The sequence below is a fragment of the Blastococcus sp. OS1-29 genome (assembly GCF_057628075.1).
Window position 1 is genome coordinate 261063 of sequence record NZ_JBXXJK010000002.1, and the last position, 15229, is coordinate 276291.

Here is a 15229-nt window from a genome sequence, read left to right on the forward strand (position 1 = left end):
CACCGATGCCCCGTCCCGTCACCCTGTTCACCGGCCAGTGGGCCGACCTGCCGTTCGAGGAGATGTGCCGTCTCGCCTCCGGGTGGGGCTACGACGGACTCGAGATCGCCTGCTGGGGCGACCACCTCGACGTCGAGCGCGCCGCCAACGACGACTCGTACGTGCAGGAGCGGCTCGAGCTGCTGAAGAGGCACGACCTGCAGCTGTTCGCGATCTCCAACCACCTCAACGGCCAGGCCGTCTGCGACGACCCGATCGACGAGCGGCACAAGGGCATCGTCAACCCCCGCGTGTGGGGCGACGGCGAGCCCGAGGGCGTGCGGCAGCGGGCGGCTGAGGAGATGAAGCTGACCGCGCGGGCGGCGCGCAACCTCGGCGTCGGCGTCGTCGTCGGATTCACCGGCTCCAAGATCTGGAAGACCGTGGCCATGTTCCCCCCGGCTTCCGAGGCCATGATCGAGGACGGCTACGCCGACTTCGCCGCCCGCTGGAACCCCATCCTGGACGTCTTCGACGAGGTCGGCGTGAAGTTCGCGCACGAGGTGCACCCGTCCGAGATCGCCTATGACTACTGGACGACGGTCCGCACGCTGGAGGCGATCGGGCACCGCGAGGCGTTCGGCCTCAACTGGGACCCCTCGCACTTCGTCTGGCAGGACCTCGACCCGGTCAGCTTTCTCTGGGACTTCAAGGACCGGATCTACCACGTCGACTGCAAGGACGCGAAGAAGCAGGTGGGCAACGGCCGCAACGGCCGGATGGGGTCGCACCTGCCCTGGGCCGACCCGCGGCGCGGCTGGGACTTCGTCTCCACCGGTCACGGGGACGTCCCGTGGGAGGCCTGCTTCCGGATGCTCAACACCATCGGCTACGACGGGCCGATCTCCGTGGAGTGGGAGGACGCCGGCATGGACCGCCTCGTTGGCGCTCCTGAAGCCCTCGCCTTCGTCCGCCGACTCGCATTCGACCCGCCGGCCGCCGCTTTCGACGCCGCGTTCGCCAGCGGCAACTGAAAGAGAGCAGGAACCGATGGGACCCCTCGACGACCAGGTCGTGCGCGAGGACTCGCTCACCGCGACCGCCGACGGCCTGGACATCGCGATCTACACCCACTGGTACCGGGCCCTGCCGTTGCCCTCGCTGAAGCGCGTCGACCTCACCGTCGACGGCCGGCCGGTGGATCCCGCCGTGCTGTCGGTGACGGTGAACGGGAACCGCTACCCCTTCGAGGCGCTGGCCGAGAAGGGCGACGAGTACTGGTTCACGACCGATCCGGCCGTGCTGCACGTGCCGGTGGAGACCGCCCCCGGCCGCCAGCACCGCGTCCAGCTGCTGCTGGGGCTGTCGATCCCCTACATCCTCACCGGGCCGGACCGGGTGCCGCTGGTGGCGCCGAGTGCGACCGACAAGACCCTCACCGCGGCGGGAGCCTCATCGTGACCGACACCGCGCCCGGGCTGCCGCGGCTGGGTACCACTCTGTTCAGCCTGTCGCTGGAGCAGCGCAAGCCCGGGCGCGACTTCGCGTCCCTGGTGAACGAGGTCGCCGCGCGCGACCTCGGGCCGGGGCTGGAGATGGTCGCCTTCCAGAGCCTGCGCGGCTGGCCGCGACCGACCGACGAGCAGGTCCGCGAGGTCCGCGGCGTGGTCGAGGCCTCGGGGCTCACGCCCTCCTGCCTGGCGATCAACAACGACCTCGGTCTGTACCCGGGCCGCCTGCTGAGCGACGACGAGTCCTACGAGTACGTCGCCGTGCAGGTCCGCGGCGCCGCGGCGCTCGGCTTCCCGGTCACCCGCGTCGGCGTGGAGACGTCGCCGGCGATCCTCGAACGGCTGCTGCCCCTGGCGGAGGAGCTCGGGGTGAAGGTCGGCGTCGAGATCCACGCACCGCTGACCATCGAGGCGCCGCCGGTCGCCGCGCTCAAGGAGCTCTTCACCCGGCTGGACACGCCGTGGCTGGGCTTCATCCCCGACATGAGCTCGAGCATGCGGGCGATCCCGGACGCGGTGGACGACGCCCACCGGGCGGCCGGCATCTCCCCGGAGCTCACCGCGCTCACGAAGGCGCTGTGGGCCGAGGACGGCCCGACCATGGCGAAGTTCCCCGAGCTGGAGCGCCGCGCGGCCGAGGCCGGCGCGACCCCGCCCCAGGTCGGCAACCTGAAGATGCTCTTCACCATGCACGGGAAGATGGACCCGCAGCGGTGGGCCGACTTCTTCCCGCACGTCGTGCACGTGCACGGCAAGTTCTACGGGATCGTCGACGGGGCCGACCCGTCCATCGACTGGCCCGCCGTGGCCCGGGTGCTGGTGGAGCAGGGCTACGACGGATTCATCTCCAGCGAGTACGAGGCGCACGCGTACAGCGACCGCTGGAACGCCTTCGACCAGATCAGCGCCCAGCACGACATGCTCAAGGGCCTGCTGGAGGCCCAGCTGGCGGGTGCCCGGTGAGCCGGGTGCTGATCGTCGGCAGCGGTCCGACGGGCGCCACCTACGCCCGCCGGCTGCTCGAGCAGAGCCCCGACGTGTCGGTCCTGATGGTGGAGGCCGGCCCGGTCGTCTCGACCCCGCCCGGCATGAACGCCAAGAACATCGACGACCCGGCCGAGCAGAGCCGTGCCCGGGAGACGTCCCAGGGCCGAGGCGAGCACTCCGCGGGGACGGCGGGGCTCCCCGGTGGCACCGCCGCGGAGGGGACGGTCACCGCCCGCTTCGGCACCTATCTCGTCGGCCGGCCGGCCGAGGGCTCCGGCGGCCTGCCCGCCGCCGCCGTGTCCGCCTGCGTCGGCGGTCAGGGCGTGCACTGGACCTGCGCCACCCCGCGCCCGGAGGGCACTGAGCGGATCGACTTCCTGACCGACCTCGACGCGCTGCTCGACGAGGCGTCGGCGCTGCTGCACGTCACCAGCAGCGCCTTCGGGGACTCGCCGCAGGCGGCCGCGATCATGGAGCGCGTCGGTGCGGAGTTCGCCGCCGACGGGCTCACCGTGCGCCCGCTGCCGGTGGCGGCCGACCCGCGCCCCGACGGGACCCTGCGGTGGGGCGGCACGGACGTCGTCCTCGGCCCGCTGGCCGAGGGAGCGCATGGCGACCGGTTCGAGCTGCGCCCCGAGACGCTCGCCGTCCGGCTGCTCCGGGAGGGCGACCGAGTGGTCGGCGCCGTGCTGCGCGACCAGCGCACCGGTACGGAGGAGGAGGTCCGCGCCGACGCCGTCGTGGTCGCGGCGAACGCCTTCGGCACGCCGCAGCTGCTGTGGGCGTCGGGCATCCGCCCCGAGGCGCTGGGCCGCTACCTGACCGAGCACCCGCTGATCTTCGGCATCGTCGCCGTCCGCGAGGGCGTGCTGCCCCCACCGGACCGGGACAGCCGGCTGCAGACCGACCCGATCCGCGGCGTCGTCTCCGTGGTCTTCGGCGAGAACCACCCGTTCCACGCGCAGCTCATGTACTCACCCGTCTGCCCTGTCCCGCTGCCCGAGGGCAGCCCGCACCGGGACAACCCGGCCGGATACGCGATGGTCGGCTACGGGGTGCGCAAGTTCCCCCGGTCCGAGGACCGGCTGACCTTCGACGAGAGCACGCCCGACGAGAACGGCCTGCCCGGGATCGTCGTCTCCTACGACCTCACCGAGCGCGAGCACGCCGAGATCGACCAGGCGAAGAAGTACCAGGCCCGCGCGGCGGGCGTGCTCGGCGAGTTCGTGGAGAACATGCCGCGGCTCATGCCGCCTGGCACGTCGCTGCACTACATGGGCACGTTCCGGATGGGGCCGGCGGACGACGGCACGAGCGTGTGCGACCCGGACTCGCGGGTCTGGGGCGTCCCCGGGCTGGTGCTCGCCGGCAACGGCCTCATCCCGACCGCGAACAGCTGCAACCCCACCCTCACCAGCGTCGCCCTCGCCGTCCGCGGCGCGCGGGCGCTCGCTGCCGACCTGGCGGAGAACCGATGACCCGCACCTTCCCGACCGACGTCGACGTCGCCATCGTCGGCAGCGGGCCGACCGGCGCCGCGTACGCGCGGATCCTCAGCGAACAGGCGCCGGGCGCGACGATCGCGCAGTTCGAGGCCGGCCCGGTCCTCACCGACCCGCCGGGCATGCACGTGAAGAACATCGCCGACCTCGACGAGCGACTCGCGGCCCAGCGCCGGTCGGAGGGCGTCCGGCCGCACACCGCCAGCAAGGACGAGGTCGTCTACGCCGACCCGACGAAGCGGGTCGTGCGCCCCGGCACCCACCTGCTGCCCGAGGGCTACCAGGAGCCGGGGGAGGACGGCATCCCGGCGATCGCCATGTCGACCAACGTCGGCGGGATGGGTGCGCACTGGACCTGCGCCTGCCCGCGGCCCGGCGACGCCGAGCGGATCGCCTTCCTGCCCGAGTTGGACGAGCTGCTCGACGAGGCAGAGCGGGTGCTCGCCGTCGACCGGCACCCGTTCGACGACGCGCCGTTCGCCGACGTCGTCCGCGACCGGCTGGCCGCCGAGTTCGACGCCGGCCGGCCGGAGGAGCGCCGGGTGCGGGCCATGCCGCTGGCGGTGCACCGGCGGGACGACGGCGCCCTGGTCTGGAGCGGGCCGGACATCGTCTTCGGCGATGTCACGCGCTCGAACCCGAACTTCACGCTGTTCGCGGAGGCACCGGTTCGCCGGGTGCTGGTCGAGGACGGCCGGGCGGTCGGCGTCGTCGTCCGCGACCTGACCGACGGCAGCGAGCACGAGGTGCGCGCCCGCTACGTCGTCGTCGCCGCCGACGCGCTGCGGACGCCGCAGGTGCTGTTCGCCTCCGGCGTCCGGCCGCCGGCGCTGGGCCGCTACCTCAACGACCAGCCGCAGATGGTGTTCGCCGTCCGGCTGCGCGACATCGAGCACCCCGCGGTGGAGGAGCACGACCCCCGCGGCGACACGGCGATCACCGAGCAGAGCGGCGTGCAGTGGGTGCCCTACACCGACGAACACCCGTTCCACGGCCAGGTGATGCAGCTCGACGCGTCGCCCATCCCGCTGGTCGGCGACGACGTGCCGGCGCCGGGCAGCATCGTCGGGCTCGGCTGGTTCACCGGCAAGGACCTGCAGGAGAGCGACCGCGTCGAGTTCTCCGACGACGAGACCGACGACTACGGGATGCCGAAGCCGCGGATCCACTACCGGCTCACCGAGCGCGACCACCGGACGCTGGCCGACGCGCGCGAGGCGATCCTGCGCGCGGCGCGGTCGCTCGGCGAGTTCATCGGCGACGCGCCGCTGATGCTGGCCGGCGGCGCCTCCCTGCACTACCAGGGCTCCACCCGGATGGGAGCCACGGACGACGGCACGTCGGTCTGCGGACCGAACAGCGAGGTCTGGGGGGTGGCCGGGCTGTACGTCGCCGGCAACAACGTCATCCCGACACCGATCGCCTGCAACCCCACGCTCACGTCGGTGGCTCTCGCCGTCGGCGGGGCACGCGACATCGCCGCGCGGTTGGCCGCCGGTACGAACGCCGTGCTCGCCACGGCCACCGAAGGGAAGTAAGAGATGCTCGAGTTCCCCGCCATCCAGGGCCAGGGCTTCCGCAACGTCGTCGAGGACGGCAGCCTGACCGGAGAGTTCACCGGCTTCTCGTTCCGGCTGCGCAACCCCAACTACCGCGGCGGCCCGGCCAGCATGCTCGACGGTGTCGAGGTCGTGATCGACGGGGAACGGATCCCCGACCACGTGCCGCTGTGGACCCTGCAGGGCCGCACGATGACCCTCGACGAGATGCGCGCGTCCACCGACGTCCGCTGGAACCTCGACGAGGCCGCGACCATCACCGTGCCCAAGCCCGGTGGCCTCTCGACGGGCGTGCACTCCCTCGAGGTCACGATCTTCCTGCGCCGGTCCTACATCCCGCCGCTGATCGCCCGCACGCACTTCCGCGCCGCGGCCAAGCCCGTGATCGTGCCGCCGGCGCCCGAGGGCCCGATCAAGTACGGCGTCTCCACCTACAGCTACACCGGCGACGTCAACACGACGATGACGCTCGAGGACGTGTTCGCCGAGATCGCCGACCTCGGCGCCACCGGCATCGAGATCCTCGGCGAGGGCAACCTCCCGGACTACCCCTCGCCCGATGCGGCCTGGATCGACCACTGGCACGGGCTGGTGCAGAAGTACGGCCTGACGCCCACGAACTTCGGCTCCTGGGTCGACACCACCCGGTGGCACGACCGCGACCTGACCGCCGAGGAGGGCGCCGAGCAGCTGCAGCTCGACCTGCGGCTGGCCAAGGAGCTCGGCTTCACCTCGGTGCGGCCGAAGTTCGGCGTCACCTCCTGGGACCTGGACCCGCACCCGATCTGGCAGGAGACGATCGAGCGCTCGCTGGACCTCGCCGCACAGTTGGACGTCGTCATCTGCCCGGAGATCCACACGCCGACGCCGATCAAGCACCCGGTCACCCAGGGCTACATCGACTTCATCGAGAAGAGCGGCACCGACCACTTCAAGCTGCTGATCGACACCGGCATCTTCAACACCGAGCCGATCCTCGAGGTCTCGGAGGAGATCGAGGGCGACGGGGAGGAGATCCCGCCGCACCTGCGGCCGCTCGGCGTGCCGATGTCCGACTTCGTGGAGGTGCTGCCGTACACGCACTTCATCCAGGCGAAGTTCGTCGAGATCGACGACGACCTGCACGACCTGCACGTGCCGTGGGCGCAGATCGTCCCGACGCTGCTGGAGAACGGGTGGTCGGGCTACCTGTCCAGCGAGTACGAGGGACGGCGCGAGCCGTACCGCGGGCGCGACCAGGTGCGCCGTCAGCACGCCCTGATCCGGTCGCTGCAGACGGGCTCGCGGTGATCCATCCCGCCGTGGCGGCCCGGTTCCCGATGCTCGACGGCATCACCTCGATGCGCGAGGCCTACGGCACGCCGGAGGGGCTCGCGCAGATCCGGGCCTACGAGTCGTGGGAGCCGGAGGAAGCCCCGCCGGTCGTCGAGGTCCGGGACGACGTCGCGCCCGGCCCGCACGGGCCCGTGCCGGTGCGCGTGTACGAGCCGCCGGCGGGGGAGCGGACGGCGCGGCCGTGCCTGATCTGGGCACACGGCGGCGGCTTCCTCGGCGGTGACCTCGACATGCGCGAGGCCGACTGGACCGCCCGCGAGGTGTGCGTCCGCGCCGGCGCCGTCGTCGTGAGCGTCGACTACCGGCTCGCCGTGGACGGGGTCAGCTACCCCGTGCCGCACGACGACACGGTCGCCGCCGTCTGCTGGGTGCGCGACAACGCCGCCGACCTCGGGATCGACGCCGCCCGCATCTCGATCGGCGGCGCCAGTGCCGGCGCGAACCTGACGGCGGGCGCCGTCCTCAAGCTGCGCGACCGGGACGGCTGGCTGCCCCAGACCCTGCTGTTCGTCTACGGCGTCGCGCACCCCGTCGTCCCGCCGCCCTCGCCGGCGGTGTCCACGGCCCTCGCGGAACTGCCGGCGATCCTCGCGCCGAAGGCGGGCCCGCGCGACGACTTCCTGACCGTCAACTACCTCGGCGGCCCGCTGTCGTCCGCCGACGGGTACGCGATGCCGGCGCTGGCCGTGCTGGAGGGCCTCTGCCCGGTGCTGGTGCTCAACGCCGAGTACGACGGCCTCCGTGCGTCCGGCGAGGCCTTCACCGCGGCGCTGGCCGTCGCCGGTGTCGACGTCCGGCAGGTGACCGTGCGGGGCCTCCTGCACGGCTTCCTCAACCAGCCGGCCGACCTCGAGCCGGTCGGCCAGTGCCTCGACCTGATCGCCACCACCGTGAAGGGCTTCGCGTGACCGTGCAGCGGCCGGTTCTCCCCGGCTTCCACCCCGACCCCAGCATCTGCCGGGTCGGCGACACCTACTACCTGGCGACGTCGAGCTTCGAGTACGCGCCCGGCGTGCCGATCTTCCGGTCCAGTGACCTGCGCTCGTGGGAGCTGATCGGCCACGCCCTCGACCGCCCCTCGCAGCTCGACGTCTCGAAGGCCGGCCCCTCCGGCGGGATCTTCGCCCCCACGCTGCGCCACCACGACGGCCGGTTCTGGATGATCACCACGAACTGGGCCGACGACGGCGGCCAGCTCCTCGTGCATGCCGACGACGCTGCCGGCCCCTGGTCGGAGCCGGTGCGCATCCCGTCGGCGATGGGCATCGACCCGGACCTCGCGTGGGACGACCACGGCACCTGCCTGATGAGCTACGCCGGCTTCGGCCCCGAGGGTGGCGAGGGCATCGTCCAGTCGCCCATCGACCCGCTGACCGGCGAGGTGCTGGCCGAGCGCATCGGGCTCTGGACCGGCACCGGCGGCAAGTTCCCCGAGGGGCCGCACCTCTACCGGATCGGCGACTGGTACTACCTCCTCATCGCCGAGGGCGGGACCGAGCGCGGCCACGCGGTGACGATCGCCCGGTCGCGGTCCCCGCAGGGTCCGTTCGAGAGCAACCCGCGCAATCCGCTGATCACCCACCGCGGCACCGACGAGCCGGTGCAGAACACCGGTCACGCCGACCTCGTGGAGCGGCCCGACGGCACGTGGGCGATCGTCTACCACGGCGTCCGCGCCCGGGGCTCCAGCCCGGAGTGGCACGTGCTGGGCCGCGAGACGTTCGCCGACGAGGTCGTCTGGGAGGACGGCTGGCCGGTGCTCACCGGGCACGTCGAGCCCGCGGCCGCCGCCGATGCGGTGGTCCGCGAAGCTCTGGCCGGCGACGAGCTGCCGATCTCGTGGGTCGGGGAGTCGCGGTTCCCGACGGAGTTCGTGACGGCCGGCGACGGCGCCGTGCGGGTGGCCGGCGACGGCGAGCCGGTGTTCGTGGGCCGCCGGCAGGAGCACCTGCACGCCCGAGTGCGCGCGCGGCTCGATGTCCAGGGCAGCGGGGGCCTCTCGGTGCGGATCGACCCCACGCACGCGGTGGAACTCGAGGTCGCCGACGGCCGCGTGCAGGCCGTGTGGGCCGTCGGCGCCGTCCGGCACGTGCTGGGCGAGGCCGACCTGCCGGCCGACGGCGAGCTCGAGATCCGGCTGCTCCCGGACGAGTCGGGTAACCCCTTCCTCGGCCGGGGACCGGACATCGTGGCCGCCGGGATGGTCCGGGACGACGCCTTCACCGAGCTCGGCCGCGTCGACGGCCGGTACCTCTCCACCGAGGTGGCCGGGGGCATGACCGGCCGCATGCTCGGCGTGACGTGCTCCAGCGGCGCCGTCCTGGTGCGGTCGTTCGAGTACACCGGAGCCGACGACCCGGCGGCCCTGGCGTGACGGCCGACCTCCACGACCTGCGGAGCGCCTTCACCGAGCTCACCGAACTCCACGGGTGGGCACCGCTGCAGACCCCCCGCAGCCTGCTCCTCGCGCTGACCGGACGGGTCGGCGCCGTCGCCTCGCTCGTCCAGTGGGAGGCCGAGCCGGGGCCGGACACCGTCACGGCCGAGCTCCGGGACGAGCTGGCGGACTGCCTGGTCTACCTGACGGCGCTCGCCGACGCGCTGGGCGTCGACCTCGTCGACGACGCCGTGGCCCGGATCCGCGGCGCCGTCGAGGAATCGACGCCGTGAGCGGGGACCGGTCACTTCCGACGCTGCGCACGAGTGCGACGGGTGCACAACTGCTCATCGAGGGGCTGCCGTCGCTCCTGCTGGGCGGACAGCTGCACAACTCGAGCCCGTCGAGCCCGGCGCACATGGAGCCGATCTGGGACCGGCTGGCGGGCATGGGCATCCGCACGGTGATCGGCGCCGCCAGCTGGGCGCAGGTCGAGCCGGTGGAGGGCGAGTTCGACTTCAGCACGGTCGACGCGCAGATCGAGGCGGCGCGCACCCGCGGCATGCGCCTCGTGCTCATCTGGTTCGGCGCGTTCAAGAACGCCGGGTCCACCTACGCCCCGGGATGGGTGCGTGGGAACCCGGAGCGCTTCCCCCGCGCGGTCGTGTCGGGTAGCGACACGGGCCTGTTCACCTATCCCGGCGCGATGCCGAAGCCGGTGCTCAGCGTGTTCTCGGCGGACCTCCTCGACGCCGACCGCCGGGCGTTCGTGCGGTTCATGGAGCACCTGGCCGAGGCCGATCCGGAGCACGCCGTCGTGATGGTGCAGGTGGAGAACGAGGTGGGCCTGCTGCGCGACAGCCGCGACCGGTCGCCCCTGGCCGAGGCGGCCTGGCGGGCGCCCGTGCCGCGCGCGCTCCTGGATCATCTGACGGGCCACGAGACCGAGCTTCGGCCCGAGCTGTCGGCGCTCTGGGCCCGGCAGGGGAACCGGACGTCGGGCACGTGGGCGGAGGTGTTCGGCGACGACTGGCAGGCCGACGAGGTGTTCATGGCCTGGGGGTTCGCCGGCTATTGCGGGGCGCTCGCGGCCGCGGGCAAGGCGGTCAAGGCGCTGCCGATGTACGCCAACGCCTGGCTCGGGCCGCAGCCGGGCCAGCCGCACGCCGGGGACTATCCGAGCGGCGGCCCGGTCGGCCGGGTGATCGACGTCTGGAAGGCCGCGGCGCCGTCCCTGGACCTCGTCGCACCGGACATCTACGTCGACGACGTGAAGCCCGTGCTGCGCGACTACGACCGGCCGGACAACCCGCTGTTCGTCCCCGAGTCGCGGTTCGCCGTCGGCCGGATGTTCTGGGCGCTCGGGCACCACCGGGCGCTGGGGTTCTCGGTGTTCGGGGTCGATCACGCGACTGCCGACGGCCAGCTCGGCCGCGCGTGCGCGCTCCTCGGCGAGATGGAGGACGTCGTCACAGCCGCGCAGGCCGGGCAGCGCATCGCCGGCGTGCTGCTGGACGAGGGGGAGGCCGAATTCGCCTTCTCCCTGGGCGGCTACGAGGTCGTCGCCCGCGACGCCCGTGCGCTGCTGGGCCGGATGCTGCTCGACGCCGGCGTCGGTGCGCCGCCGCCCCCGCCATCGCCGCCCAGCGAGACCGACGGCAGTCCGCACGGCCCGTCGCCGGCCGACCAGCGGCCGTTCGGCATCCTGATCGCCGAGGGCGAGGACCAGTTCCTCCTCGTCGGGCAGGGCGTCGGGCTCGACTTCTCGCGGGATGGCGCGCTGGTCGAGGTCGACTCCGTCGAGGAGGGCCGATTCGTGGACGGTCGGTGGGTGGCGGGACGCGCGCTCAACGGCGACGAGCGGCTGTTCGTCCTTCCCTTCGACGGCCTCGCCGCCGTCCGCATCCGGCTGCTCTCGATCCCCTCGGAGGTTCATCAGCCGAACTGATGGAGTGCATCAGCACAACGCGCTGGCCTCAGTGGCCTGGGCCACAGCAGAATGATTTCTGCTGATAAGCTGCAAAAACCTTCGCTCGACCAGGGCTCGTGCCCCAGGCGGTCATCTGCACCGCCGCCGGAGGTCCGCGGACCTCCGGTTCTCTGCCGGAGAAGGGATCCACCGTGGTGTGGAGCAAGTGGTCGTACATGGACCACTGGGTGACCGAGACGCCGCAGGGGCCGCAGCCCCCGTCGTTCAACCGCGCCTACATGGACCGGTACATCAAGCAGCTGTCGGCCCTGGGGTTCACGGGCTTCGACACCTTCTTCTTCTACCTGCCGTTCTACGCCGGGATGTACGGCGGCGTGCCGGGTTTCGAGCGGTACCTGCAGGACAACGGGTTCGACAAGATCACCGGGATCTTCTCCGCTTATCCGTCGGCGACGAAGTACACCGCGCCGCACGTGCGGGAGACCCATGACCGGATCGTCGCCGACTGCGCCAACACCCTGCGCATGTGCGAGGGCCTGACCGGCGTCGAGAACTTCATCGTCATGCCGACGTCGACCTACTACCAGACCGAGCCGGTCACCGACGACATCATCAAGGTCGTCGCCGACCTCTGGAACCGGGTCGGCAGGCTCACGCTCGAACAGGGCATGAAGACGACGTGCCACTTCGAGTTCTGGGGCGCGATCCGCACCCGGGAGCAGCTCGACACGTTCTTCCGCTACACCGATCCCGAGTACGTCTACTTCTTCTGCGACACCGCGCAGCACACCATCGCCGGCGTTGACCCGGTGCAGATGTTCCGCGACTACTCCGACCGCTGCACCGGCTTCCACTTCAAGGACACGAAGAACGTCGACGAGCACGAGGCCTACCGGACGCCGCCGGACCCGGAGCTGATGGCGCCGCAGGTGACCCGCTGGTTCTACGAGATGGGCGAGGGCGGCCTCGTCGACTTCCCGGCGCTGATGAAGGAGATCGTCCGCTCGGGCTACGACGGCTGGCTGACCGTGGAGCACGACAAGGCCGAGCTCGGGGGCGGCAGCTACGCGGAGGCCACCGCCGTCGCCAAGTGGTACATCGACAACGTCCTCACCGAGGCGCAGGCCGAGGCGGAGCTGGGGGTGGCACGGTGAAGGACTCCCTGCGCTGGGCGTACGCGCTGAACCAGTGGAACGTCCGGCTCGATGTCTTCGTCCGGCACGAGGACCAGCAGCGGGCACTGAAGACGGTCTCGGCCTGCGGCTTCGACACGATCGAGCTCGCGTCGGGCACCGGCCGCTGGGACAACATCAGCCGGCCCGAGGTCATCCTGCTCAACCACGGCTCGCACCAGGGCTTCCTCGAATTCCTGCGCAAGGCGAAGGTGCAGCGCGTCTCCAGCATGTTCTGGGACCCGCAGGCGCCGACGGAGGAGGAAGAGGGCTACGCCTTCCGGTCGACGGCGAACCCGGCCGACTCCGACGCGATCGTCGAGTGGTCGAAGCCGTTCGTCGACTTCGTCGCCGGCGTCGGTGCCGAGCAGCTCGTCGTCCGGCCGGTCGGCTCGGCCTGGATGACGCCACCGCTGGACGACGACGGCATCAAGCGCATCGGCGACGTGTGGAACCGCATCGGTGAGCGCGCCGCGGCAGCGGGCGTGGGCCTCGCGCTGCACTACGACTGCCTCGGCGCCGTGCACACGGAGGCCGAACTGATCGGTCTGCTCGACGCGACCGACCCGGCCACCGTCGGGTTCGCGCTCGACACCGCCGAGCTGACGGTCGGCGGCATCGACCCGGTGGCCTTCTACCGGGAGAACTCCGAGCGGGTCACCCACGTGCACCTCAAGGACACGCGCTACGCCGACACCGGCGAGGAGTACCGGATGCCCGGTGCCGAGGCGACCATGCTCAAGGGCGGCGCGGGGCGGCGGATCGAGCGCTGGTTCTACGAGCTCGGCACCGAGGGCGGCCTCGTCGACGTGCCCGGCTTCGTCAGTGCACTCCGGGAGAACGACTACGCCGGCTGGGTCGTCGTCGAGAGCGACCACGGCGGCAACCCGGCAGAACTCGCCATGCTCAACAGCTGGTACCTGCAGCACGAACTGGCGATCGCGAAATGAGCGGGCCGAACATCAAGTGGTCGTACATGGACCACTGGCGCAGCGACGGCCCGGCCGGCCCGATCGACCAGTGGCACTCGCGGAAGACGATGTCGGCCTTCCTCAAGCAGATCAAGGCGACCGGGTTCGACGCGATCGACACGTTCGACTTCCGCATCTGGCAGATGTACGGCGACTACGGCGGCCCGGCCAAGTACCAGGAGATGGTGCAGGACCACGGCCTGGACCGGATCGTCAACACGTTCCACGCCGCCGACTACGACCTGCGCAACTACGCGCCCCACCTGCCCGAGACGCACGAGAACATCTTCGAGGACTTCCGCGTCACGATGGGCCGCTGGTCGGAGATCCAGCTCGACAACATCATCGTGATGCCGGCGACGCTCTACTACGACATGGAGCCGATCACCGACGACAAGCTCAAGTACACCGCGGAGTGCTGGAACAAGGTCGGTGAGATCACGGCCGGCTTCGGGGTGAAGCTCACCTGCCACCACGAGTTCTTCTGCGGCATCCAGAGCGAGGCCGACATCGACACGTTCTACGGCTACACCGACCCGCAGTACGTGAACCTGTTCGTCGACACCGCCCAGCACTGCATCGCGGGCCTCGACCCCGTCGCGCTGTACAACCGGCACGCGGGCCGGGTGACCGGGTTCCACTTCAAGGACACCCGGAACGTGGCCACCGGCGACGACCACCGCCACCGGCCCGACTCCGAGATCATGGCGCCGACCACCGGCAAGTGGTTCTACGAGATGGGCACGCCCGACGGGCTGGTCGACTTCGAGGCGATGATGACCGCGGTCCGGGACAACGGGTACCGCGGCTGGATCTCCGTCGAGCACGACAAGGCGAACAAGCAGGGCGGCGACTACTCGGAGAGCACCGCCATCTCGCGCTGGTACGCGAAGAACGTCCTCGAGGAGATCTACAAGTGATCCGCTTCGCGTACGCCATCAACCAGTGGAAGCCGCAGTTCGACGACTTCGTCCGCCGCGAGCAGCACGAGCGCGCGCTCAAGACGATCTCGATCGCCGGCTTCGAGGGCGTCGAGCTGACCGCCGGCACCGGCCGGTGGGAGCCGCTGGGCAACCCGGTGCAGCTGGTCGCCAACTTCGGTTCGCTCGCCGGCTTCCGCGAGTTCCTCGGCGAGTGCGCGGTCGACACCGTCAGCAGTTGGTACTGGGACCCGGCCGAGCGCTCCATGGAGCACCTGACCGGACCGATGTCCCCGTTGTCGGCCGGCGACCACCCGGCGATCGCCACCCGCGCCGCCGAGTACGCGGCGGCCCTGGCCGAGCTCGGCGGGTCGGTGCTGCTCGTGCGTCCCGTACCGGGGGCCGGCGACGTCGACCCGCTGGACGACGACGCCGTCGGCCGGCTCGCCGCCTGCTGGGACGCGGCCGGCCGGGCCACCGTGGAGCACGGCGTCCGGCTCGCCCTGCACGTGGACTTCCTCTCGGCGCTGCGCCGGGACCACGTGCCCGCGCTGCTCGACCGGACCGATCCCGCGGTCGTCGGGCTCGCCCTGGACACCGGCGAGCTGACCGCCGGCGGGATCGACCCGGTCGACGTCATCCAGCGGTACGGCGACCGCGTCTGGCACGTGCAGTTCAAGGACGCACTCGCCGTCGACACCGACGAGGAGTACGTCCAGCCGCACGCGCACTGGACGGTGCGGGTGCGCGGGGGAGCGCGGGAGGTGCCGCGCTGGTTCGCCGAGCCCGGTGCCGAGGGGGGTCTCGTCGACTTCCCGGCGGTCACCCGGGCGCTCCTCGACACGGGCTACGACGGCTGGATCGTGTTCGAGAGCGACCAGAGCCCGCACCCCGCCGCCAGCTGCCTGCTGGGCGGCTACCTGCTCCAGAGCGAGCTGCGCCCCCTCACCCAGCGGCCGACCGCGGCCGCCCTCACCGACTAGGAC

The 15229-nt window shown here is 71.6% G+C and carries 14 protein-coding genes; all 14 read left to right on the forward strand.

What is annotated here, in order from left to right:
- Positions 1 to 5 precede the first annotated feature (5 nt).
- The 14 genes from AC2H4J_RS05975 (at position 6) to AC2H4J_RS06040 (ending at position 15226) form a co-directional block, all read left to right on the forward strand.
- Positions 6 to 1013, forward strand: a complete 1008-nt coding sequence (locus AC2H4J_RS05975) for a sugar phosphate isomerase/epimerase family protein (protein WP_487463930.1) — start codon at positions 6 to 8, stop codon at positions 1011 to 1013.
- Between the two features lie 16 nt (positions 1014 to 1029).
- On the forward strand, positions 1030 to 1440 hold the full coding sequence (locus tag AC2H4J_RS05980) for a C-glycoside deglycosidase beta subunit domain-containing protein (RefSeq protein ID WP_487463931.1): 411 nt from the start codon (positions 1030 to 1032) through the stop codon (positions 1438 to 1440).
- Positions 1437 to 2453 carry a sugar phosphate isomerase/epimerase family protein gene (locus AC2H4J_RS05985; protein ID WP_487463932.1) on the forward strand — a complete coding sequence of 339 codons (1017 nt, stop codon included), beginning with the start codon at positions 1437 to 1439 and terminating at the stop codon, positions 2451 to 2453. Before AC2H4J_RS05980 ends, AC2H4J_RS05985 begins: the two co-directional genes overlap by 4 nt.
- Positions 2450 to 3955, forward strand: coding sequence for a GMC oxidoreductase (locus tag AC2H4J_RS05990; RefSeq protein WP_487463933.1), 1506 nt, complete (start codon positions 2450 to 2452; stop codon positions 3953 to 3955). Before AC2H4J_RS05985 ends, AC2H4J_RS05990 begins: the two co-directional genes overlap by 4 nt.
- Positions 3952 to 5517, forward strand: a complete 1566-nt coding sequence (locus tag AC2H4J_RS05995; protein ID WP_487463934.1) for a GMC oxidoreductase — start codon at positions 3952 to 3954, stop codon at positions 5515 to 5517. Before AC2H4J_RS05990 ends, AC2H4J_RS05995 begins: the two co-directional genes overlap by 4 nt.
- Positions 5518 to 5520: 3 nt before the next feature.
- Positions 5521 to 6828, forward strand: a complete 1308-nt coding sequence (locus AC2H4J_RS06000) for a C-glycoside deglycosidase beta subunit domain-containing protein (protein ID WP_487463935.1) — start codon at positions 5521 to 5523, stop codon at positions 6826 to 6828.
- The gene (locus AC2H4J_RS06005) at positions 6825 to 7781 is read left to right on the forward strand and encodes an alpha/beta hydrolase (protein WP_487463936.1); all 957 of its coding nucleotides are present in this window, start codon (positions 6825 to 6827) and stop codon (positions 7779 to 7781) included. The genes AC2H4J_RS06000 and AC2H4J_RS06005 overlap by 4 nt, the downstream gene beginning before the upstream one ends.
- Complete coding sequence (locus AC2H4J_RS06010) at positions 7778 to 9247, forward strand: glycoside hydrolase family 43 protein (protein ID WP_487463937.1); 1470 nt, start codon at positions 7778 to 7780, stop codon at positions 9245 to 9247. Before AC2H4J_RS06005 ends, AC2H4J_RS06010 begins: the two co-directional genes overlap by 4 nt.
- Positions 9244 to 9543: a hypothetical protein gene (locus AC2H4J_RS06015; RefSeq protein WP_487463938.1), complete on the forward strand. Its 300-nt coding sequence runs from the start codon at positions 9244 to 9246 to the stop codon at positions 9541 to 9543. The genes AC2H4J_RS06010 and AC2H4J_RS06015 overlap by 4 nt, the downstream gene beginning before the upstream one ends.
- Entirely contained in the window at positions 9540 to 11198 is a 1659-nt protein-coding gene (locus AC2H4J_RS06020) for a GH35 family beta-galactosidase (RefSeq protein WP_487463939.1), read from the forward strand. The genes AC2H4J_RS06015 and AC2H4J_RS06020 overlap by 4 nt, the downstream gene beginning before the upstream one ends.
- A gap of 173 nt (positions 11199 to 11371) precedes the next feature.
- A complete protein-coding gene (locus AC2H4J_RS06025; protein WP_487463940.1) occupies positions 11372 to 12334 on the forward strand; it encodes a sugar phosphate isomerase/epimerase family protein in 963 nt (320 codons plus the stop codon).
- Complete coding sequence (locus tag AC2H4J_RS06030) at positions 12331 to 13302, forward strand: sugar phosphate isomerase/epimerase family protein (RefSeq protein WP_487463941.1); 972 nt, start codon at positions 12331 to 12333, stop codon at positions 13300 to 13302. Before AC2H4J_RS06025 ends, AC2H4J_RS06030 begins: the two co-directional genes overlap by 4 nt.
- Positions 13299 to 14243 (forward strand): sugar phosphate isomerase/epimerase family protein, encoded by a 945-nt coding sequence (locus AC2H4J_RS06035; RefSeq protein ID WP_487463942.1) that lies wholly within the window; start codon positions 13299 to 13301, stop codon positions 14241 to 14243. Before AC2H4J_RS06030 ends, AC2H4J_RS06035 begins: the two co-directional genes overlap by 4 nt.
- On the forward strand, positions 14240 to 15226 hold the full coding sequence (locus AC2H4J_RS06040; RefSeq protein WP_487463943.1) for a sugar phosphate isomerase/epimerase family protein: 987 nt from the start codon (positions 14240 to 14242) through the stop codon (positions 15224 to 15226). Before AC2H4J_RS06035 ends, AC2H4J_RS06040 begins: the two co-directional genes overlap by 4 nt.
- Positions 15227 to 15229: the final 3 nt, after the last annotated feature.

Excerpts from the sequence above, each read along its gene's own strand:
- AC2H4J_RS05975 (WP_487463930.1), top strand. The coding sequence starts at position 6 with ATGCCCCGTCCCGTCACCCTGTTCACCGGCCAGTGGGCCGACCTGCCG.
- AC2H4J_RS05980 (WP_487463931.1), top strand. The coding sequence starts at position 1,030 with ATGGGACCCCTCGACGACCAGGTCGTGCGCGAGGACTCGCTCACCGCG.
- AC2H4J_RS05995 (WP_487463934.1), top strand. The coding sequence starts at position 3,952 with ATGACCCGCACCTTCCCGACCGACGTCGACGTCGCCATCGTCGGCAGC.
- AC2H4J_RS06000 (WP_487463935.1), top strand. The coding sequence starts at position 5,521 with ATGCTCGAGTTCCCCGCCATCCAGGGCCAGGGCTTCCGCAACGTCGTC.
- AC2H4J_RS06035 (WP_487463942.1), top strand. The coding sequence starts at position 13,299 with ATGAGCGGGCCGAACATCAAGTGGTCGTACATGGACCACTGGCGCAGC.